This is a genomic window from Shewanella sp. Scap07, from assembly GCF_013394145.1.
GTDB classification, from domain to species: Bacteria; Pseudomonadota; Gammaproteobacteria; order Enterobacterales; family Shewanellaceae; genus Shewanella; species Shewanella waksmanii.
The window spans coordinates 4,446,477-4,468,031 of record NZ_CP041329.1 but is presented as its reverse complement, the minus strand read 5'-3'; the positions used below and the strand labels follow the sequence as shown (position 1 = coordinate 4,468,031).

Sequence of the window (21,555 nt, the reverse complement as noted above, 5' to 3'; positions counted from 1 at the left end):
ATTAATTTCGCTTTTTTAATCGTGTCTCACCGTCGATATCAGTGCCAGTTGTGGGAAATAACTTTACATGTTCTATCCATGTGGCCAAAAATAGTAATTTAAGGTGGAGTGAATACGCTAAAATATTGAGCTTTTCGCTTTTCAGGTTATAAGTGGAAGTGATTAAAATAAACTGATTTGTATCTTGGTTTAATCTGGGTTCGTCGGTTTTAATTAAGTTTGTTTTAAGCCATTTTTCGTGGTTGGTTTTAGGTAAGGCTTACCTGTTTTTGTTTTGCCTATTAGTGTTGGTTGTGTCTGATAAATAATCAGATACTTTGGCGGCCAAATTAATATTGTTGTTTTTATTCTGCTCTAGGTGTCTTGGACTGGGGATTATCAAGGGTGTTTATATCGCATCACAGTAAGTTGTGGAGGCAGAAATAGTCTCTTAGGGGGAAACCGCAGAGACCATTCATGCCCAGACGCGTCTATGGTACTTATAGCGCCTTAACATCGACGGTTAAACTTTGTAGGTGATCCCCCAGTGCGACAGACGGGGTTGGGCTGACTTTGCCACCTAAGTGTTTAGCAAAGAAGCGTTCCATGGCGAGAATATAAGCCAGTTTATTGTCGCGCTTTTGAAATCCATGACCTTCATCTTTCGCCAAAATGTATTCAACCGGTAGCGACTTGTTGACTAGGGCTTTGGCAATATTGTCAGACTCTATTTGGGTGACACGCGGATCATTAGCACCTTGTACCAGCAATAGCGGCGTTTTAATGTTATCGACAAAGTTAATTGGCGATCTGGCCTGCATATCGGTGCGGTCTGCGGCCACTTCTGGGTCACCTACCGCGTTATAGAACTGACCTAAATAGGGGCGATAGTAGTCCGGAAACGCTTCCATTAATGTAATTAGGCTTGATGGCCCAACATAGCTAATAGCGGCTTGATAGACATCGGGTGTGAACGTTACCCCTGCTAGCGCGGCATAACCGCCGTAAGATGCCCCCATAATGCCAACCCGCTGCTTGTCGGCAATGCCTTGCTCAACCAGGTAGTTGACGCCATCGGTGAGATCGTCTTGCATACTGCCTGTGCCCCAGTTTTTGTTGCCGAGGTTCAAAAAGCGCTTACCAAAGCCCGTTGAGGCGCGAAAGTTTGGCTGCAGTACTGCATAACCTCGGTTGGCTAACAGCTGTGCCACCGGATTGAAGTAACCAGAACCTAGGGTCCAATAATCCCGTGCCCAAGGGCCGCCATGGGGCAGAATGATTGTAGGTAGTTGCTTGCTTTGTCCTTGTGGCAAGGTTAAGTAAGCTTGAATCGTCACGCCATCGCGAGCGGTATAGTGGATGGATTGTCTGTTAGACAACAAGCTTGGGTTGATACTCGGTTGCTGGGCTAACAGTACAGAGACTTTTCCCGTGTTGGCATCATAGACATATTCATTGCCCAGATCGGTGTCGCTGGCAACATGCAGCTGCCACAGGCCGGTATCTTGGTTACGGTCGCTGACGGTGATTTCTACGTCTCGTTTGAAGTGATCGTTAATCGTCCGCCAGTGCTGTTTAAATTCCTGGTTTAAAGGGTAGGTACGTAGTCGGCCGCCATAGTAGGAAACCGCAATCGGACTACCAGCATCATCAAATAGCACTTCATGTACATCAGACTCATCGCGGGGATCTTGATGCAATGTGGTTAACTTGCCAGTTGTAAGATCGATACTCAGTAATTGTTGTTTATCGCGACCTTGAATGTTGGCTTTAACAAAGGCGATGTTGCGCTCAGTATTAATTCGCAATATATCAATCTCTTCGCCAAAGTCTGTGCTGAGCAACACACGCCACTGCCCCTGTTCATTAATATACAGGTTACGGGTGTTGTCTGGATTACTGTTGGCCGCTAATACGGGCTCGCCGCTATCGTTGACCTCTATTTGTCCGAAGCCTAGGGTATTTTCCATCAAAGGCGTTATTGAACCATCCTTGATATTGAGACGGTATAGATCGAGTCGCTGCGCTTGGCTATGGTTAGCCATGACAATAAGTTGTTCAGGGTTAAGCTTTGGCTGTCTTAGCAAAATATAACGACTGTCTACTTGGTCTGTTAACGGTTGAATTTGCGCCGAGATTGCCTTGGTCGCATCAAAAGTTAGCTTGTAAAGCTGAGTGTTTTCGTTGCCATCAGTATCTTTGGCAAAGAACAGCTGGTTGTCGTTGAGTGACCATTGAAATCCGGCAATGGGAGTTGAATATTGGGTGATGACTTGGGCGTCACTCAACGCCGCGCCGACAGGCATCAAATAGAGGTTTTTTGCCCCCTGATAGTCCTTTAAAAAGGCCAGCCACTTGCCATCATTGGATGTTTGAATATCGCTAATCCCTTGTTCATTGAAGAACGCCTCAATAGGCAGTACCGCAGCCGTGCTGCTCACTGGCGCAACGGCGGAATGGGTTAGGTTTTGCTGCTGTTGGGTGCTGCAACCGCTCATCAATCCGCTGATAGCGCTGGCGGTCAGTAGCAGTGAAGAAAGTAATAATTTATGGCTCATAATCTGTTCCTTATTGATATAACGCATCCGCATCATCGTGGTTGATGACTGTATTGCTAAGTTGCTATTTAGCCTATTACATAAAATAATTATTGTAAAACGATAATTTAATATTATTTTGCGAATATTTTTTGTTGTGTGTTATGATTTGGGCATCAATGTGTAGGAGAAGATCGACGTCATGAACGACAAGATGAACAAATTGAGTCAGTTAAGTGGATATCTGCGGGGGTTAGTTTTGCTGGCGACTGCGGTTGTTATTGGCTACTTGGGTTATCAACTGGGTTTCAACGGTGAGCTTAGGTTAGGTAGCAGTGCGCTTTCAGAAGCACTTTGGCAAGACGATCGTGCCAGTCACAGCGTGCTACTCATGATGGTGCTACCGCAATTTGTCACCATGTTGCTAGGAGTGTATTGGCTGCAAAAGTTGTTGGCTTACTACCAACAAGGTCTGTTTTTTGCCACCGAACCAATGCGCTGTTACTTGTGGTTAATTTGGCTAAAAGTGGCGGACTTTTTCTTAGATATCGGCCGAAATATTGCGGTGGGTAATTACCACAGTCAGTTTTTTGAAACCACCGAGATAGAACTGCCTATCGACTTTGGTAATATCACCACCTTGCTGTTGATGTTAGTGATTGTTTACTTACTCAAAGCGGCAAAAGAAATTGAAGCCGAAAACAAAGAGTTTATCTAGCCATGGAAATTATTGTTAATTTAGATGTGATGATGGCGATGCGAAAGGTCAGCTCAAAGGAGTTAGCGAAAGCCATTGATATCACTGAGGCCAATTTGTCTTTGCTTAAGCGCGGTAAAGTGAAAGGGGTACGCTTTGAGACGTTAGCGAAGATCTGTGCCTATTTGCAGTGTCAGCCAGGCGATATTTTGGCCTATCAGAACGACTCTGAGTAAGGTAATTGCAAAAAAAGTCCGTCCGGCAAAGGGGCAAATATCCGGACGGGAGCAATGAAAAGGGTGGCAGGGACTAAGTTATTGCAAAAATTCCTCTCGCTGGGCGTATTTTGCGGTTAAGGCTTCAAGGTAAGGTTGCACCTCTTTGTCGCCCCAATCTAAGTAACCGCGTAAAAAGCCGATAAGGTTGCCATCACCGTCGAGTACAAAAGTGGCTGGCACTACGTTCGCGGGTAAGACATTATCTAATGAGTATTGCTCGCGATGGTATGTTTGATAATCAGCTAAGCCGTGTTGCTGCAAAAACGGCATGATGTCAGCTGCTGACTCGTCAATAGACACAGGGATGACCACCAAATCATTGTCTTTATTGGTTTGTCTTATCTCCTCCATCATAGGTATCTCCTTGATACAAGGACCACACCAGGTCGCCCACAGGTTAATAAGCACTAACTTACCCTTGTGTTGCTGCAGGTTAATGGTTTGCCCGGTTAAGGTTGTTAATTCAATTTCAGCCATAGAACGTGCGTACTGCATTTCAATAAATCGCGACATGATCATGGGCTTAGGTAATGACTCGCCCGTGGCGTAAACTTTGTCACTGGGCATTGAGGCATTAGCGAGACTGCTCACACAAACAAGCATAATGGCGCTAAGAGTTAGGGATAATTTACGCATCTGTTTGCTCCTGCTTGGGGGCTGATTGGCGCCATAGGCGTCGGCTGAATAGTGCGGCGATGATCACCAAAAAAACTAACGAAATCGGGATCAGATAAAGTGGCGCAGTACCCGCAGATAAACTGGGCATATAGCGGATTTTCTCGCCATAGCGAGCCACCATAAAATCAATAATTTGCTGTTTGCTGCGACCTTGTTCCAATTGGTTAAATATCTCGGCTTTAAGTTCGTTGGCTATCTGGTTTTGCGAATCAAATAAAGTTTGGTTAGTGGCCATCGGGCAACGTAAAGACTTAGCAATATCAAAGCCGAGCGTTTTAATTTCGGCTTCGCTGTAGTAGTTGCGCGGTTCGACAGCTTGGGTCGCTAACGGCAGTAACATTAGCGTAGCGAGTAGCATAACGAAGTGAAGTTTGCCCATTTAGCTAGCCTCCGCGGGAACTGATGGCTTGTTAGCGCTGTGTGTTTGAGTTTGTCTTGCTTTAATACGACCAGCCGAAATAGCGGTAAATCCTGCCAGCATCATGATCAGCGCCCCGAGCCAAATCCAACTGACTAACGGCTTATAGCTAAGGCGTATCAAGTATTCAGTCTCACTGAGTGGCACCCCCATAGACACATACATATCGGCAAATAGGCTGCGTTTTATTCCAGCGGCTGATAACTCCATACCGTTAGTTTTAAAGGTCTGCCTTTGTGGATAGATATAACTGATGATGCGATCTTGGCTGTCTCGCAGACTAATATTGGCCTGAATGGCTGAATAACTGCGGGCATCGACCTGTTCAGTTTGCTCGTAAACGAAGGTGTAGCCAGCCAGCTGTTTACCTTGGCCAGGCCCCATTCTAAGTAACTCTTCTTGCTCAAAATTAGACACGACAGTAGCGCCCAATATTGCGACAGCCACCCCTAAGTGTGCGAGGCACATACTATAGAATCGTTTTCTACGTGGTGGCTGACACAGTCGGCTAACCGATAGGCTGGTGGTTTGTGTTAAGGCACGGGCAATGGTTAATAGTAGGCAACTGACAATCCAGCACACCGAGAATACACCGCAAAACAGCCAGAAATCGAAGCCCTGTGTGACCATGTAGCTAGCAGATAGACTCAAGAGTGTGACGGCCATGGCAAGCAGCATCAGTTGGCGATAGGGTGGTTGTTTATCATGTTGCCATCGTAATAATGGTGCAGCGCCCATAAGTAGACTCAGTAGCCATACTATGGGAATAAACAAGCTATTAAAGTAAGGTGCCCCAACAGAAATACTGTGGCCAGAAACCACTTGGTAAATTAGCGGGTAGCAGGTACCGAGCAATACCGATAGTGCCGCGACCACCAATAAGAGGTTGCCAATAAACAGTAAGGTTTCCTTGCTCACTTGCTCAAAATTAGGCCGAGATATGAGGCGCGGTGCACGTAGGGCAAACAGCGTGAAGCTGGCGCAGGCAGAGATGAGTAGCAATATTAAGATAGCACTGCCCCGAGTCGGGTCGGCGGCAAAAGCATGAACTGACTGGACTACGCCAGATCGGACTAAGAAAGTGCCCAGTAAACAGAGGTTGAAGGCCACTATGCACAGCATAATGCTGCTGGCGTGGAAGCTGTTACGTTTTTCACTGAGGATCAATGAGTGCACCAGTGCGGTGGCAACAAGCCATGGAATAAAGGAAGCGTTTTCGACCGGATCCCAAAACCACCAACCGCCCCAACCAAGCTCATTGTATGCCCACCAAGAACCGAACGCATTACCACCAGTTAGGAAAATCCATGCCAGTATTGCCCAAGGTCGAATGCGTTTACAGTGCTGTTGAATCGCTGTTTTAGGTCCCAGTAGCGCTGCCATGGCACCCGCAAAGCAAGCGGTTAAGCCGACGTAACCTAGAAACAGCAAAGGTGGGTGCAGTATTAAGCCAATATCTTGCAAGATGGGATTGAGGTCACGCCCTTCGACAGGAATTTCAGGCAACAAGCGTGCAAAGGGATTGGAGGTGAATAGCAGAAACAGTAAAAAGCCACACAACACCATCGCCATCACTGCACTAACATGGTTGTCAAACTCACTGCTAAGTCCGTTTTTAGGGCGAATCCATAGACTCCAAGCGGCAATAGCCGTGATCCAAAATAGCATTGAACCTTCGTGTCCTCCCCATACCGCCGCGACTTTAAATACCAAGGGCAATTGGGTATTGGAGCTGTTTGCTATATAAGCAACCGAAAAATCATCAATGATAAATAGATAACCTAAAATTGCGATAGCTAATATTAATGCGACAAAGCATAGTTTAACTAAGGTATCTATATAGTGATTCGTTATCCGAGTGTCTAGCGGTATTAAGTGATATTTAATTGCCAGTGGTGATAACGATGTAATTATAGCAATTACCGCCGCAATAATTATAAGTATTAAACCAATCTCTGCCATCATGATGGGCCACCATTCTTATGCTCTTTAAATCAATATCGCAATTCGTCGATTGCTGATTATTGATGAGTTACTGCTTATTTATATTTATACCTGAACACTAAATGGCATCGTCTGGGTTTTCTGTGAGCTTTATCAAGTAAATAATCTAGCTGTTTTCATGCGTTAATTTTTTACAACTAAAAGCCGGTATTCAGTTATTTTTAGATGTAAATTACGCGTTTTTACAACTGACTTATCCTATCTTGTGTTTTTTATCTGTCTGTTTTTGCTGTATTTTTATGTTTTTATTTTCTTTTATATTTGAATGGATTCTGAGTGTGCGCTAGGTCATGTTTTTTGCGGTTCTATTGTGAAGAATACTGTACTTGCTCAGTTGTTTAAGTCGTTAGATGAACGGTTAGTTTGAACAAAATCCAGAAGATAGTGTGCAACGGAATAACCACTGTTAGCTGGTAACAAAATATAAATTATAAATATTTAGGAGTGTATGATGAGACGATGGAAACACAAGGTAGCCTTAGGTGTGCTATTTTGCTTCGGTGCCATTGCTAACGTGAATGCTGCTGGCGGTAAATACAACAGTGTGCCTGAAATGGGTAAAACTGCTAAAGAAGCAATTGCTAACTATCAAGGCATGGAACAAGTTAATGGTGTTAAAACCTTACAGGACTATGTTGTTCAAGAAGCCGAGTTATTTGATTTCCTATTTGAAAACCATCCGATGTTTAAATATCAGCAGTCGGGTAACTTAGTGGGTGATTACCATATTAGTGACCGCGGTGAAGAATATTTAGATACCGGCCACAGCCCCAAGTACAGTGAAAGAGTGGGCGCACCACGCGCCGTACAGTACCGTTTAGGTGCGAAATCTATTCTTGATTATCCCAACAACTTCGTTGGTCCAGAAAAGTGTGCTGAGTGTCATGCTACCCAGTACGAGAAATGGCAACGCTCACGCCATGCTAAAACGATTCGTTTCCCTGGCGATCACCCTGAGGTTGATAACGACCTAGAAAAAACCATGTACAACACCAAAGATACCTCTATTTTGCCAGATGGTATTACGCCTGATGTGATTTATGCCACTGTGGGTACGCCACGGACTAAGTATGGCTTCATTGATGCCTGGTTAGTACGGGGTACTTATCATATTGAAGGTGGGTTGTTGCGCGACGGTACCGGTAAAATGGTCGCGGGTGCTAACCAGTTCTCTCGCGGTTGGGCTGAATGGCTCACCCCTGAAATGTCTAAAAAAATTAACGATGTGATTCCTGAGTTCCCACTCACTATCGCTGATTTTGGTGCCTCAGGTTCACACCAACAAGGTATGAGCTCTTATGGTGCGAAATACCGTGAAGAGATGTTGTTCCAACCTGCGAGTTCATACTGCGAAGTGTGCCATACCTTCAAGTTTGATTTCCAAAGCAAGCAAGAGTACTTCGACGCACTGGGTGACCCTAAAAAGTTACAAGAACATACCATCTCTAAAGGTATTGCGTGTGAAGAGTGTCATGGCGCTGGTGGTCACTTAGATGGTGGTACCGGTGGTATGCAATCTAACTGTGAACGTTGTCATCAACGCTTCCAGTATGACGATACGTTGGCCGATACTCCACAAGCACAAGAAAAACGTGAATATGCGTTTGGTGTGAAGATGAAGTCACTTTGCCCATCATGTGGTACTGAAGGGTCGCAAATGTACAACTCAGTGCACTATGAAAAAGGCATGCGTTGTACCACTTGTCATGATCCGCACGAAGTCACTGATGGCGATTGGATGTCTGGATTCACTAAGCCTAAGTTGAAAAAAGACTGTACAGATTGTCACGCTGCGCAAACCTTAATTGCGAGCAACACTGACACCCATAGCAACCAAACTTGCCAAAGCTGTCACATGCCTAACATGGGTAGCTGTGAGAACTTCAAAGCGATGCAGTTCCCTGACCAAGCTGGTTTCGATGCTGTCCGTAAGTCACACATGTGGAAGATTGAAGTTGACCCAACTTTGAAAACGCTTAATCCACCAGAAGGTGAGCCACGTATTCAAGGCCCAGCAGGCGGTAAAGGCTGGACAGTGGCGAAGAACGAAGAAGGTCGCTCTTACCTAGATTTGATGTGGTCATGTGCTCGTACTGCAATTTCTGACCATGACGTAGTGGAAAACAAAGGTTGTCATAGCCAGTTCCAATCTGAGCTAGAAACCGGTCTGCACTACAAAGATCAAATGGAAATCTACGGTGAAGTCATGAAGTGGCAAAAACCGATTAAGGAAGTGTTCACTGAAGTTGAACAAGCCTTAGTCCGCATTGACCAACTTCTTGAAGTGACCAAGCTATCAACCGAAGACAAAACTCAAGTACTGATGCTTGCTGAAAAAGCGCAAGAAGCGGTCGACTTGATTAGGGCTGATGGTTCTTGGGGTGTGCATGGTTTCCGCTACAGCCAGAAACGTCTTGATGCGGCACTGACTTATGTCACTCAAGCACAAAACATCCTAGATAACAGCGGCTACTCAGCCAAAGCTAACTAGGGCTTAGTCACCCTGCCTCGGCATCTTAGCTGTGATGATTAAGGTGTCGGGGTCATTAGGTTCTAACTGGAGAATGAAATGAAAACCAAGCTTAGCAGCATCATGTTCAGCCTAATGTTTGTGGCAGGGATTCCCAATGTTTTTGCAGGTAGCGGCGAACCTATGGGGCCCGCGACCTATCACGAAATCCAGCTGCACACGATCTCTATGGCCGAGGCCGAGTCACTGTTGGGTCAAAAGGACGTGTTGTTTTTTGATGTGAATACATTGGAGTTGTGGGCAGAAGGTTTTATCCCTGGTGCCACCTTTATCAATGTTGATAACTGGCAGGACCTACTGCCAAAAGAGAAAGACAAAGTGATGGTGTTTTACTGTGCTAATCGGCTTTGTAATGCCAGTGAAATTGCCGCGAGAGAAGTCATGAAATTGGGATACACCAACGTACGACAGATGCATGATGGCATCTATGGTTGGCGCTTGTCAGGCCGACCAACAGAAAGACCATAATAATAAAATTGATCAGTTGTTTACCGTTAAGAGCAATCGTTAATTAAAGAGAGACATCGATATGAAAATCAGCAAGCTAGTAATGCGTAAGACCACCGTTGCCCTGTTATGTAGTTGCGCTTTTATGGCCCAAGCCGCGCAATCAGAATCAGAGATAAAAGATGAATCATATGCTTTAGGCGCATCGGTTGGTAAGTACATCTCCAGTAAGATTTATGATCAAACTGAGCTTGGCGTTGATGTTCAAGTGCAAACCGTCATTGATGGGGTGATTGATGCACTTAAAAATGAAACCAAAATGTCGGACGAACAGATCCTCACCCACTTAAATGCGCGTGCAGAACTACTCAATAATATTCGTGAGCAGCAGCTCGCTGAGCAATCAGCGCAAAGTTTAGCCGCTGGCCAAGCTTACCTTGCCGATAACAAAAGCCAATCTGGGGTAACCGAAACCGCATCGGGTTTGCAATATGAAGTGATCAAGCAAGGTGATGGCCGTATTCCGCTTGCATCTGATGTGGTCACCGTTCACTACAAAGGCGAGCTCATTGACGGCACTGTATTTGATAACTCTCGTGACCGAGACGAACCCAACCGCTTTGCACTGATGACAGTGATTGAAGGCTGGCAGGAAGGCATTCAACTTATGCCTGAAGGTTCTATCTATCGCTTGAGTATTCCCACAGAGCTGGCCTACGGCGAACGTCAGGTTGGTGTGATTCCGCCTAACTCAACTTTGGTCTTTGATGTGGAGTTGATGAAAGTCGAGTCTCCCGGTGAAAACTCTCATGGAATGGGGCTTTCAGGCATGGGGATGGGTGGCATGATGGGTACTGGCCACTAGTTTTTACGCCAACAGTAGAGAGAGTATATGAACAGTCTTATTTTGGGTATCGCCGTCATCATGACCGCCTTCATCACGCCGTTTTGGGTACTTCATCTCCGTACTCAGTGCCAAGGCCAAGCCCAAGCCCTGAACACTAAGGCAACCCCTGCATCATCTGAATCGAAAGCATCAGGTGCGAAGGTGCCATTAATACTGTCTATTGCTCTGCTGTTGGCGACCTTATTGACCTATAGCCAGATTGGCCGATTTGCCGACTGGGATAGGGGATTTATCGATGAAAATATCGATTATTTGATAGCCGCTGACATCAATAAAAATGCGCGCGCTGTAAGTGAGCAACCTTACAACAAGATTGCGTTACTGAATCTTGCCCACGCCTACGCTGAGGGCGGTATGTATGCCGAATCAGTTGACACATTAAACCAATTATTGGCAGTAGAGGGCCAGGATGCTGAGTTACTTGGCATGAAGGCAAACGCACTCTACTACCGTGACGGTCGAGATATGAGTTTGGATGTATCGATTACGATTTCCCAAGCCTTGGCCGTAGACCCTTTCGAAGTTCAATCGCTACTGCTTTTGTCGACCCATGCCTATCTGAATAAGGATTATCAGCAGGCAATCGATCATTGGCAGACGCTATTGAGCAGCGAGAACCCAAGCATTAACCGAGCATCAATAAACAGTGCGATTTTGAAAGCTGAGCAAAAACTGACTAATCGTGCCGTGACTGCATCTGAGTAAAGAGTCACTAAAACGTATAAGTATAAATTGGGTTAGCGAAACGCTGACCAATGGAGGATGCTGTGAGTGAAAATATAGAGAGACGGAGGTTCCTTAAATGCTTAGGGGCCGGCTCTTTGATACTGGCGCCTTTGGGTTGCAGCTCAGTCAAAGAGGAGGACTCGGATAGCAATAGGCCACATTATGCGATGGTATTTGATCAAAACAAATGCGTCGGTTGTGGTGAATGTAAAGAGGCCTGCAATAAAGCAAATAATCTGCCTGAAGGTAAATCTCGTTTAATGATGGAACAGCAGTCTGGTGGCGTCGAAGGGCAGAAATGCCCACATTGCGGCAAAACCGAGTGTGACTGTGAACGCAAGTATGTGCGGGTTTCTTGCCAGCAGTGCAAGAATGCACCGTGTGTCACGGTGTGCCCCACCGGTGCCGCTCACCGAGATCCGGCTACTGGCATTGTTACTATGAATGCCGATAAATGTGCTGGATGCAAATACTGTATTGCCGCTTGTCCTTATGATGCGCGCTACATCAATAAAGACACTGACGTGGCTGATAACTGTGATTTCTGTCTTAACAGTAAACTGGCTAAAGGCGAGTTACCCGCTTGTGTACAAGGTTGTCGCTATGACGCCCTGATCTTTGGTGATGTCAACGATCCTAATTCTTATATTAGTCGATTGCTGGCAGTGAAAGATTCAGTGCGGATTAAGTCTCACTTTGGTACTGAGCCTAGCTTGCGTTACATACCAATTGTTAAGCAGGGGGTGTAAAAATGGATGGAACATTAGAATTCACCATGGGGCTGTCTGACGGTATTGCCTGGCCCTGGCCCATTGCGGTGTACTTGTTCTTTGCTGGTATCTCTGGCGGGGCATTGTCGGTGGCACTGTTCATTCGCTTTTATAAAAAGCAGGTCACTAATACTGCGTTTTTAAAAGCATCGGCGTTAGTGTCGTTTATCACTATCTCTTTAGGCATGTTGTGTTTGGTGTTGGATTTGACCAACCCGCTGTTTTTCTGGCGAATATTGGTTTACTACAACCTCAACTCTGTTATGTCAATCGGGGTGATAGCCTTAACCGCCTACATTCCACTTGTGGCGCTCATTGCGATGTTCGCACTGGAAGAAGAGATTAAGCGCATTGCTATCTTGCGGCCGCTGTTACCGATTATCGACAAACTACGCGGCATTCGTCGTCCTTGTGAAGTCGCGGTACTGCTGCTAGCACTGTCTGTGTGTGCTTATACTGGCTTCTTGATCTCGGCATTGATCCGCTTCCCGCTGATCAATACTGCGGTATTGCCCGCCCTGTTTGTGGCATCGGGTTTGTCGGCAGGTGCTGCGGCAGCAAAAATGTTGGCAGTGGGCATGTTCAAAGAAGATCTGCATAGCCAAGACATGAAAATTCTGCATGGCGCAGAGTGGCCAATCATGTTTGCTGAAGCGCTATTCCTATTCATGATCATCATGTCATTAATGACTGGGAATGCGGGGGCGCAAACCGCGTTTGAGGCTTTCCATAGCGGTAGCTGGGCAATGGTATTTTGGCTCGGGGTAGTGGGGGTAGGCTTTATGGGACCTGTACTACTTAACTTCGCGACGGGTAAGCGTTTTAGCCATTCGGCACAGGCGTTCTACCTATCGGGATTATGTGCAGTAAGCGGCATGATGTGCTTACGTATGTTTATCCTATATGCGGGGCAAAACTTCGCGATTTAATCTTCAAGTTAAGCTTCAGCTAGCCGCGGATGGCTAGCTGAAGTGCAAATCGAGTTGTGGCAATTATGATAACAAAATTACTACTAAGCGCGCTTTTAGGCATGACCTTGATAGGTTGTGGAGCGCCAGAATCCAATGAACACCAGCACCATGTGGCAGGTATTGGTGAGCACGACCGCTGCCATATGTGCGGCATGATGATCAAAAAATACCCTGGACCTAAGGGGGAGCTGGTACTTAAAAGCGGTGAGCTAACACCAAAGTTCTGTTCAACCCGAGATATGTTTACTTTTGCATTGCAACCAGAAAATCAGCGTCAAATTAGCCGCTTGCTAGTCCATGATATGGCGGTGACAGATTGGGATAATCCTCAAGATAGCCACTTTATTGATGCGACTCAGGCTTGGTATGTGTATGGCACTAGCCGCCAAGCGGTGATGGGTAGCGCGCTAGCCCCGTTTTCTAGTGAAGCAGCCGCACAGAAATTTGCACAGCAGTATGGCGGCGCAGTGCTTCGCTACGATCAAATCGATCTTACGTTACTGGGTGAATAATCATGTGGCCTTGGGCGCGACCTCAGCGAATACTGCCCAGCACATTGTGGTGCTGGCTTGCAATTAGCTTGTGGTTAACGCTGCAGCCGGCATATGCCAGCACTAAGCGGGTCGATAATAGCGAGCAGTTACGTCAGGCGCTGCAACACGCTGAGGTGGGTGACAATATACACCTTAATGCTGGGCAATATATTGGCCAGTTTGAGATCACCCAGGCAGTCAGTTTGAGCGCTGATAAACAGGCGGTTATTGATGCTCAAGGCCAAGGTAGCGCACTGCGGGTCAGCAGCCCCAATGTCATCATTAATGGGTTGACCATTCGCAATTGGGGACGGGATTTATATCAACAGGATGCGGCTGTGCATTTGGCGAAAGGAGCCGATCAAGTACAGGTAAAAAATTGCCAATTATATGGCCCAGGTTTTGGTATTTTCGCCGTCGATATTGAGCAGCCACAGCTTAGTCATAACCAAATTATGGGGGAGCGCCAGCTATACACGCTCGATAGAGGTGATGGTATCCACTTATTGCGCGTTAATCAGGCTCGCGTGGAACACAACCAGATTAGCTGGGTACGTGATGGGGTGTATTTAGAGTCGGGTGTAGATAGTCAGGTTAATCACAACCGGTTCAGTGACCAGCAATATGGCATTCACTATATGTATACTAAAGCCGATTCAGCCAAAGCCAACCATGCGGTTGATGTTGATGGGGGTTACGCACTGATGAATGCTTACGGCATTAAATTAACGGACAACTTTGTCCGGGGGGCACGCGAGTTTGGCGTACTGCTTAATCTGACTAATGATGCCACCATTGCCAATAACGTCATTGTCGATACCTATGATCCAAACGCCAGTGGTGAACTGCTCGATGAGGGTAAAGGCATCTTTATCTATGGGGCCCGCGGCAACCTCATTAATGCCAATACGATTGGTAATAATCAAGTGGGTTTATCGATGGCAATGGGTGGCGAGTCGAATGTTATTTATGAAAATCAGTTTATTGATAACCAGATCCAAGTGAAGTACATCGGTGATGTGCGTGTTGAGTGGAGTCACCAAGGCCGAGGTAACTATTGGAGTGATTACCAAGGCTGGGATTTAACCGGCAATGGAATAGGTGAAAGCCTGCACTTGCCCAATGACAGTTTAGACCGGCTATTTTGGCTCTATCCTGAAGCGCGATTTTTGATGGATAGTCCCGTAGTTAAATTATTGAAATGGCTAGATAACCAAGTTCAGCAAGCGGCCCCAAAAGGGGTCACTGATAGCTATCCTATATTAGCCCCTGCGCTGGTGCCGCAAATTGCCCATCTGGGGAGAGAAGAGTAATGCGTATAGAAGACTTAGCGGTATCGCTACAAGCAGTGAGTCATCAGTTTGGCGATTTCGCCGCCTTAACAGAAGTAGATTGTGCGCTGCAGCCAGGACAGCTGCTGGCATTGCTGGGCCACAATGGTGCGGGCAAATCCACGTTGTTAAAAGTGATTTTAGGATTGATTGACCCCAGCCATGGCCAAGTTACTGTGTTGGGGCAACGATTATCAGCGCACAACCGCAAGCCCATGAATATTGGCTACCTGCCAGAGAACATTAGCTTTTATGACAAACTTACCGGCCATGAATTGCTGAGCTACTTTGCCGCCTTAAAAGGGGTCGGTCAGGTTCGGGTCAACCGATTAATTGAAGAGTTTGGCTTGCAATATGCACAACATAAACCGCTGAAAGGCTACTCAAAAGGCATGAAGCAACGTCTTGGTATCGCACAAGCCATTTTGGCTGAGCCGCAATTGTTGTTACTTGATGAACCCACGGTTGGACTCGACCCGCAGGCGTCAGAATTTCTATATCAAAAGATACAATCTCTAACCCAACTAGGTTGCGCAGTCATGGTCTCAACCCATGAGCTCAACCTGATTGAGCCTCAGCTTGATGTGGCGATGGTAATGGGACAAGGGCGTAATTTGGCCACGGGGCCCATGGATAGCTTAGTTAAGCAAAGCCAGCTGCCGGTGACGATACGTTTTGATGACATGATTCGCCGTGTGACACGCTATAACCATTTGGCCGCTTTCTATCATAATGGTGCGCTGCGTTGTCCTGTGGCTGAGACTGAGTCATTGGTAGAGTATTTGACAACCCAGTGCCATATTTTCGATTTTGAGATTGAAAAGCCTGGCTTATCTGCGCTTTATCAGGAGTTGATGGCACCGATGCAGCAAAATAATGAGCAAGGTATTGTTTTCCAACCCGTCAACCAAACCGTATTGGTCGGAGCTTAATATGAATAGCCAAACATTAAGGGTTGCCCCAAATCCGGTGTGGATTATTGCCAATAAAGAGCTTAAAGACAGTTTGCGCAATCGCTGGGTGAGTGTGATCACCTTTATCTTTATGTTGCTGTCTTTCAGTGTGACTTTTGCAGGTAGTGCGATATCAGCAGAGTTGGCGCTGCCGAACTTACCAAGTTTGATCACCAGCTTGTCAACGATGACGGTATTTATCATTCCTTTGGCAGCCATATTATTGAGTTATGACGCTTACATAGGTGAAGAAGAGGCGGGCACGATGTTGCTGCTGTTGAGCTATCCGCTCACCAAGCAGCAAATCTTCATCGGTAAGCTAGTTGCCCATAGTGGCATCATGTTGGCAGCCATCAGCCTTGCTTTTGGTTGTAGTGCCGTCGCTATGCTGCTGTGGAGTGAGGCTAGCTCAGCCGCGGTGATAAGCGCATTTTTTCAGTTCATAGTCAGTAGTAGTTTGCTGGCGGTGACCTTTATTTTGATCAGTTATTTAGTGAGTTTACACGTCAGCGAAAAAGCCAAAGCGGTGGGGACCTTGTTGTCGCTATGGTTTTTGTTGGTGCTAGTGTATGACTTGTTGCTACTGGCATTGCTGGTGGCAGATTTAGGCAGTAGTTCGCAAGCACTGGTCAATGTGTTGATGGCACTTAATCCAACGGATATCTATCGGGCGATTAATTTACTGGCTGTGGATTCGCCCATGGGCAGTTTGAGTTTACTGGCTGATACCGCATGGGGCATTGAGCTGTTGTACGGCTTGTCGATAGCTTGGGTTGCTTGTTTAGCTATGTTGGCGAGCCAAAGTTTTGCGCGTAAATCTATCTAATTGATTAATGATTAAATATTAGCTTTTCATCATCTATCAATAGTTGTTATTATTTTTAGGAATAATTTATATCAAGTTCACGTTCTGGGAATTGATTAGCTAAACTCGCGATTAATTTGAGTAAGTTGTCACAGATTCCACGGCAATGGAGCGATAATATAAAACTAATAACAACGATAAGTTTCATTATCTTAGCTGTGAAACAAGATTGAGGTGAAGCGTGGTAAAAGTTACTCCATACTTGGAGTTCGACCAAGAAGCGCAACAACTGCATGACCGCGTAAGTGATTGCAAAATTCACTTAACGTTTTCAGAGTCGGCGGTATTGGGGTATCTGTTAGCAACGCCTGATGCCATTGTTGCCAAAGAAGCGCTATTAGCAGCGGGCTGGCCCGATCGGGTGGTCGCAGCCACATCGTTAACTCAGTGCATCAGCACCCTGAGAAAGAAGCTTGAACCGTTTACCGAAGTGCAATTGAAAACCGTGGCTCGACGCGGTTATCAATTACATATCTCACCCAAATCCCATGTAAAAATGCTCGCGGTGAATGACGCTGAATCAATCAAAGAGGCACTGATTGACGTATCCTTGATGGTGAAAATCGGCGGTATTGTCGTGGCATTAGCGATTATTGCTTGGCTTTGGTACAGCAGCGATTACCACAAAGTAATACAGCAGGCGGGGCTCTGGGACGCCAGCGAGCAAGTTGATATCAACTTAGGTGGCCAGCAAGAATCGTTAACCCTATTAGCCAAGCAGGGTGACTACAGTAAGCATGAGTCTATGTGGCAAAAGCATATTGCACCTGAGTTTAATTTTATTAAAGGCATGCAAGGCTTTAGTGGTTTTGCCCTGTCAGATGGTAATCACTATTCATTAGCGACTTGCCCAGATGGCAGTAATGATGCGTGCTCTGGTGAGAACCTGATTAATATTGCTGCCATAGATAAAACCCCAGCAGGACTGAACATGATTGAGTTTAGTGAACTGCGGCAAGTGATGGAAAATCGTATTCGGTATAACCGCTTGTTGATCCCTAAGAGCGAATCTTTTGCCGATATTAGTGATGTTGTAGAGCACCATTACCATGGCGATGTGTATTTTCCGGTAGCTAATGAGTTATTGGTGAGAGCGGATGTGAGTGTGTCGCTAGTTTATGAAGAGCCGTTAGCGGGTAATTTTTACTCATCGGCTTGTATTACCGATCAAGACTGCTTAACAACACCGATTAAATATCAAGTTCGCGGCCAATTTGTACAATATAAACAATCAATTGGTGAACTTGAAGTTGATGTGTTCCACGTTAAAGTCACTCAAAAAGATTTGAAAAAGCCGGAAGTGGTGAGTGATTCGGCGATGCACTTTTATCGTGAAATACGTAAGCACAATATTCGCGATGAAGAGATGTTTTATTACCGTATCTATCGTGATGATAAAACTGCGGTATGGGTGGTGCCGCTGCTGGGTAACCTAGTAGCTTGGACCAAGTATGACAAGGTTGCCTTATAACAATAAAAACCCAGCATAAGCTGGGTTTTTAGTCTTTATCGATTTTAGGGATAAAGGGGGGTAATTATTTGATGAATGCGAAGGCATCACCAAACAAGTGATCTTCTTCAACGCCTATTTCACGGAAAACTTCCCGCGCGGCACCCACCATATCAAAACGGCCAGCAATGTATATGTCGTAGCCTTTGAGGCTAATAAAATCGCTTTTAATCTGGTCAAGCAGGTTAGCTTGTTTGCCATCCCAGTTTTGTTCAGCTTGCTCAACCACGGGCACAAAGTGCAACCAGTTGTGGTCCTTATGCCATTGGCGCGCAATGCTTTCGTAATACATGGCGTCTTGAGTACGGCAGCCCCAATACAGGGTAGTTTCTACTTTTTGGCCTAAGTTAATCTGCTGCTCAACGATGCTCTTGATATAAGAAAAGCCGGTGCCGCCAGCGATTAGTAATCGAGGGCGAATATGCGCTTCACGCAGGTGCGCATCACCACCAGGCATTTCAATATCAATGTATTCGCTGTTTTGCAGACGCTCGACCACTTGCATTGGATAGCTTTCGCTTACTGCGGCGCCAATATGCAATTCAATTTGCTTGGCACCGGGTGCAGAGGCAATAGAAAATGGACGCTTATCTTTTTCACCCATGACGATGCAAAGGTACTGACCCGCATTAAAATCGATCAAAGTGTCAGGTGTCAGCGAAACCTGATAGACGGCATCATTAAATGCGGTGACGTGTTCTACTTTACAGCGAATGGTGTTCATATTAATCCTTTATTTGTCTCTCTTTGGAGACTTGTCTCTATACTATTTAAATTGGCGCGCTGGCCTTATCAGCCAGCAAATATAATCATTATAGGGTAGGGGCTTGATCGATCCCTAAATCATCCCACATGGCATCCACTTTTTGTTTAACCGCTTCATCCATGACAATGGGAGTTCCCCATTCACGGTCAGTTTCGCCTTGCCACTTATTGGTTGCATCCATACCCATTTTGGAGCCGAGACCGGCCACGGGGGAAGCAAAATCTAAGTAGTCGATGGGGGTGTTATCAATCATTACCGTATCGCGCTTAGGATCCATACGTGTGGTGATTGCCCAAATCACATCATTCCAGTCACGGCAATTGACATCTTCATCCACGACCACAATGAATTTGGTATACATGAATTGTCTCAGGAATGACCAAGCTCCCATCATCACGCGTTTGGCATGACCTGGGTATTGCTTGCGAATTGAGATCACCGCCATACGATACGAGCAACCTTCAGGTGGCAGGTAAAAGTCGATAATTTCTGGGTATTGCTTACGCAAAATTGGCACAAACACTTCGTTTAATGCCACGCCCAACATCGCTGGCTCATCGGGTGGACGGCCGGTATAGGTGCTATGGTAAATAGCATCTTTTCGTTGAGTGATATGGGTGACCGTAAACACAGGAAACGAGTCAGTTTCGTTGTAGTAACCGGTATGGTCGCCATAGGGACCTTCTTCAGCCATTTCTTCCGGGTCAATGTAGCCTTCTAGAATGATTTCGCTGGTAGCCGGTACTTCTAAGTCGCAGCTAATGGCTTTACACACATCAGTGCGTTCACCACGTAATAATCCGGCAAAAGCATATTCGCTCATTGAATCTGGTACAGGCGTGACCGCACCTAAAATTGTTACCGGATCTGAGCCGAGCGCCACGACAACAGGGTAGCGTTCACCTGGGTGTTTTTCTTTAAAGTCTTTAAAATCCAGTGCGCCACCACGGTGGTCTAGCCAACGCATGATCAGCTTGTCTTTGCCCAGCAGTTGCTGACGGTAAATACCCAGATTCTGACGCTTTTGTCTTGGCCCTTTAGTAATGGTTAATCCCCATGTAACTAAAGGGGCGACATCGCCAGGCCAACAATGCTGAATTGGTAGCTTAGTGAGATCGACATCTTCACCTGTTTTTACGATTTCTTGGCAAGGTGCATTGCGCACAGTTTTTGGCGGCATGTTTAGCGCTTGCTTAAACATAGGGATTTTAGAAATGGCATCTTTAAAACCACGAGGTGGCTCTGGCTCTTTCAAAAATGCCAGCAACTCACCCACATCGCGCAAGGCTAAGGGATCTTCTTTGCCTAATGCCATCGCCACGCGTTTCGGGGTGCCAAATAGGTTGGCAAGCACCGGCATGTCGTTACCGACTGGGTTTTCAAATAGCAGCGCAGGTCCTTTCGCGCGCAAAACACGGTCGGCGATTTCTGTCATTTCCAAATTAGGATCAACAGGATGGCTAATTCTCTTTAGCTCGCCATTGGCTTCAAGGTGATCGATAAAACTGCGTAAATCCTTAAAACTCATGTGGAATTACTCACTGCTAGATAATGTGATATGGCGCGCACTATAGCATTTTTCCACCATAGGGTTAATAGCTATTGCGCTGCAAAGTCGCCATAGCCTTGCCTGTGTTATCTGCAGATTGAAAGGCGTATACTAAAATACAATTATCATCGGCTTTTTCAGCGCAGCAGGAGGTCACTATGCAGTATTTATGCAACTGTCTGTTCAAGACCGTATTTGGCTGCAGTGTGCTGCTGAGTACGATGGGCTCAGCTGCGGGCAATTCACCTGTAGTGAGTACATATACTAGCGTCGTTGCTGGTAGCCATGTATGGCTAGGATCGGGTTGGAACAACTGGGATTATGGCGATCGCTGGCGCTGGGGAATAGGCGTTGGTAGCGGATCGCCCTATTGGAACAGCCATCGTTATTACTGGAACCGTCCTTATTGGAATCGTCCCTACTGGAATAACCGTTGGCGCTACCCCTATCGATATGAACGCCGAGTTCGCGATCCAGAACCCGCTACGTCGGTAGCCATTACGCCACCACAACGCACGACAACCAGTGTTGAGTACAGTGACGCCATTCATTCTCTGCCAGCCAATGCTCGAGTCATACAACGTGACAACCGCACCATTTATGAATGGCAAGGAATTGAGTATGTGTATGACTGGCACCAACAGCAGTATGTCGTGATCGACTGAGTCTAGTCGTTGAAGCGCAAGTTCTTGTCGTTAAAAGTTGTTAAGTTTAGGTACAGCTTGTGTCTGTTAGATTGTTAAACGTTGCTTAGACAATCACGTAAAGGACACATTATGACTGCACTCAATACTCGCGCTCGCTTCAATTCATTAGCTAAGACTGCCGCTTTGATTTTAGGTGTGGGTTTAATGTCAGCCGCTAACGCGTCACCTAATACTGCAGTCACCGCTGAGTTGACTAAGTACAAGACTGAAGGTCAAATTACCATATGTGAGTACCGCACCGTTAGACAGGTGCATTATCAGGTACTTAATGGTAACGAAAGCTGCCCAACCGCAATGCTTGTTGCGCCGCAGTTAGAACGCGGAACAGATGAACAAGCTGCAGACGATGCGAGCACGGCGAGTCGACTAGACTATGAAAATGAGGCTGAGTAGTCATTT

21 protein-coding genes are annotated in these 21,555 nt (G+C 46.1%); 15 read left to right on the top strand and 6 right to left on the bottom strand.

Translation table 11 applies throughout. From position 1 onward, the window contains the following. Positions 1 to 479 precede the first annotated feature (479 nt). Positions 480 to 2,537, bottom strand: a complete 2,058-nt coding sequence (locus FLM48_RS19725; RefSeq protein WP_179025845.1) for a S9 family peptidase — start codon at positions 2,535 to 2,537, stop codon at positions 480 to 482. A 181-nt stretch (positions 2,538 to 2,718) separates the two neighbouring features. Here FLM48_RS19725 and FLM48_RS19720 point away from each other — a divergent pair, with 181 nt between their 5' ends. Further along, the gene (locus tag FLM48_RS19720; protein WP_179025844.1) at positions 2,719 to 3,234 is read left to right on the top strand and encodes a DUF2975 domain-containing protein; all 516 of its coding nucleotides are present in this window, start codon (positions 2,719 to 2,721) and stop codon (positions 3,232 to 3,234) included. A gap of 2 nt (positions 3,235 to 3,236) precedes the next feature. After that, on the top strand, positions 3,237 to 3,449 hold the full coding sequence (locus FLM48_RS19715; protein WP_179025843.1) for a helix-turn-helix transcriptional regulator: 213 nt from the start codon (positions 3,237 to 3,239) through the stop codon (positions 3,447 to 3,449). Between the two features lie 78 nt (positions 3,450 to 3,527). Here the strand turns inward: FLM48_RS19715 and FLM48_RS19710 are convergent, their stop codons facing one another. The 3 genes from FLM48_RS19710 to FLM48_RS19700 are packed head-to-tail and all read right to left on the bottom strand — an operon-like array spanning position 3,528 to position 6,552. Then, positions 3,528 to 4,127, bottom strand: a complete 600-nt coding sequence (locus FLM48_RS19710) for a TlpA disulfide reductase family protein (protein WP_179025842.1) — start codon at positions 4,125 to 4,127, stop codon at positions 3,528 to 3,530. Next, positions 4,120 to 4,548: a cytochrome c-type biogenesis protein gene (locus tag FLM48_RS19705; RefSeq protein WP_179025841.1), complete on the bottom strand. Its 429-nt coding sequence runs from the start codon at positions 4,546 to 4,548 to the stop codon at positions 4,120 to 4,122. The genes FLM48_RS19710 and FLM48_RS19705 overlap by 8 nt, the downstream gene beginning before the upstream one ends. Then, positions 4,549 to 6,552: a heme lyase CcmF/NrfE family subunit gene (locus FLM48_RS19700; protein WP_179025840.1), complete on the bottom strand. Its 2,004-nt coding sequence runs from the start codon at positions 6,550 to 6,552 to the stop codon at positions 4,549 to 4,551. It lies immediately after the preceding gene. Between the two features lie 490 nt (positions 6,553 to 7,042). Here FLM48_RS19700 and FLM48_RS19695 point away from each other — a divergent pair, with 490 nt between their 5' ends. From FLM48_RS19695 to FLM48_RS19645, 11 genes are all read left to right on the top strand, one after another. Continuing rightward, positions 7,043 to 9,082, top strand: coding sequence for a cytochrome c3 family protein (locus FLM48_RS19695; protein ID WP_179026442.1), 2,040 nt, complete (start codon positions 7,043 to 7,045; stop codon positions 9,080 to 9,082). Positions 9,083 to 9,160: 78 nt separating this feature from the next. Beyond that, positions 9,161 to 9,589, top strand: coding sequence for a rhodanese-like domain-containing protein (locus tag FLM48_RS19690; RefSeq protein WP_028773923.1), 429 nt, complete (start codon positions 9,161 to 9,163; stop codon positions 9,587 to 9,589). A gap of 61 nt (positions 9,590 to 9,650) precedes the next feature. Beyond that, entirely contained in the window at positions 9,651 to 10,433 is a 783-nt protein-coding gene (locus FLM48_RS19685) for an FKBP-type peptidyl-prolyl cis-trans isomerase (protein WP_179025839.1), read from the top strand. A 27-nt stretch (positions 10,434 to 10,460) separates the two neighbouring features. Beyond that, positions 10,461 to 11,180, top strand: a complete 720-nt coding sequence (locus FLM48_RS19680) for a nitrite reductase (RefSeq protein WP_179025838.1) — start codon at positions 10,461 to 10,463, stop codon at positions 11,178 to 11,180. Positions 11,181 to 11,242: 62 nt separating this feature from the next. Next, complete coding sequence (locus FLM48_RS19675) at positions 11,243 to 11,950, top strand: 4Fe-4S dicluster domain-containing protein (protein WP_179025837.1); 708 nt, start codon at positions 11,243 to 11,245, stop codon at positions 11,948 to 11,950. 2 nt (positions 11,951 to 11,952) lie between these two features. Next, the gene (gene nrfD, locus FLM48_RS19670; RefSeq protein WP_028773927.1) at positions 11,953 to 12,900 is read left to right on the top strand and encodes an NrfD/PsrC family molybdoenzyme membrane anchor subunit; all 948 of its coding nucleotides are present in this window, start codon (positions 11,953 to 11,955) and stop codon (positions 12,898 to 12,900) included. Positions 12,901 to 12,968: 68 nt separating this feature from the next. Continuing rightward, the gene (locus FLM48_RS19665; RefSeq protein ID WP_372847488.1) at positions 12,969 to 13,454 is read left to right on the top strand and encodes a nitrous oxide reductase accessory protein NosL; all 486 of its coding nucleotides are present in this window, start codon (positions 12,969 to 12,971) and stop codon (positions 13,452 to 13,454) included. Positions 13,455 to 13,456: 2 nt separating this feature from the next. After that, positions 13,457 to 14,788 carry a nitrous oxide reductase family maturation protein NosD gene (gene nosD, locus FLM48_RS19660; RefSeq protein WP_179025836.1) on the top strand — a complete coding sequence of 444 codons (1,332 nt, stop codon included), beginning with the start codon at positions 13,457 to 13,459 and terminating at the stop codon, positions 14,786 to 14,788. Next, the gene (locus FLM48_RS19655) at positions 14,788 to 15,738 is read left to right on the top strand and encodes an ABC transporter ATP-binding protein (protein ID WP_179025835.1); all 951 of its coding nucleotides are present in this window, start codon (positions 14,788 to 14,790) and stop codon (positions 15,736 to 15,738) included. Before nosD ends, FLM48_RS19655 begins: the two co-directional genes overlap by 1 nt. Position 15,739: 1 nt before the next feature. Continuing rightward, positions 15,740 to 16,585, top strand: coding sequence for an ABC transporter permease (locus FLM48_RS19650; RefSeq protein WP_028773930.1), 846 nt, complete (start codon positions 15,740 to 15,742; stop codon positions 16,583 to 16,585). Between the two features lie 220 nt (positions 16,586 to 16,805). Further along, positions 16,806 to 18,095 carry a winged helix-turn-helix domain-containing protein gene (locus FLM48_RS19645; protein WP_179025834.1) on the top strand — a complete coding sequence of 430 codons (1,290 nt, stop codon included), beginning with the start codon at positions 16,806 to 16,808 and terminating at the stop codon, positions 18,093 to 18,095. 64 nt (positions 18,096 to 18,159) lie between these two features. Here the strand turns inward: FLM48_RS19645 and fre are convergent, their stop codons facing one another. Continuing rightward, positions 18,160 to 18,858 (bottom strand): NAD(P)H-flavin reductase, encoded by a 699-nt coding sequence (gene fre, locus FLM48_RS19640; protein ID WP_028773932.1) that lies wholly within the window; start codon positions 18,856 to 18,858, stop codon positions 18,160 to 18,162. Positions 18,859 to 18,946: 88 nt separating this feature from the next. Then, positions 18,947 to 20,428 carry a 4-hydroxy-3-polyprenylbenzoate decarboxylase gene (gene ubiD / locus FLM48_RS19635; RefSeq protein WP_028773933.1) on the bottom strand — a complete coding sequence of 494 codons (1,482 nt, stop codon included), beginning with the start codon at positions 20,426 to 20,428 and terminating at the stop codon, positions 18,947 to 18,949. A gap of 179 nt (positions 20,429 to 20,607) precedes the next feature. Between ubiD and FLM48_RS19630 the strand changes: the two genes are divergently transcribed. Continuing rightward, a complete protein-coding gene (locus FLM48_RS19630) occupies positions 20,608 to 21,114 on the top strand; it encodes a hypothetical protein (protein WP_179025833.1) in 507 nt (168 codons plus the stop codon). A 111-nt stretch (positions 21,115 to 21,225) separates the two neighbouring features. Further along, positions 21,226 to 21,549 carry a hypothetical protein gene (locus FLM48_RS19625; protein ID WP_179025832.1) on the top strand — a complete coding sequence of 108 codons (324 nt, stop codon included), beginning with the start codon at positions 21,226 to 21,228 and terminating at the stop codon, positions 21,547 to 21,549. The last annotated feature ends 6 nt before the right edge of the window (positions 21,550 to 21,555 follow it).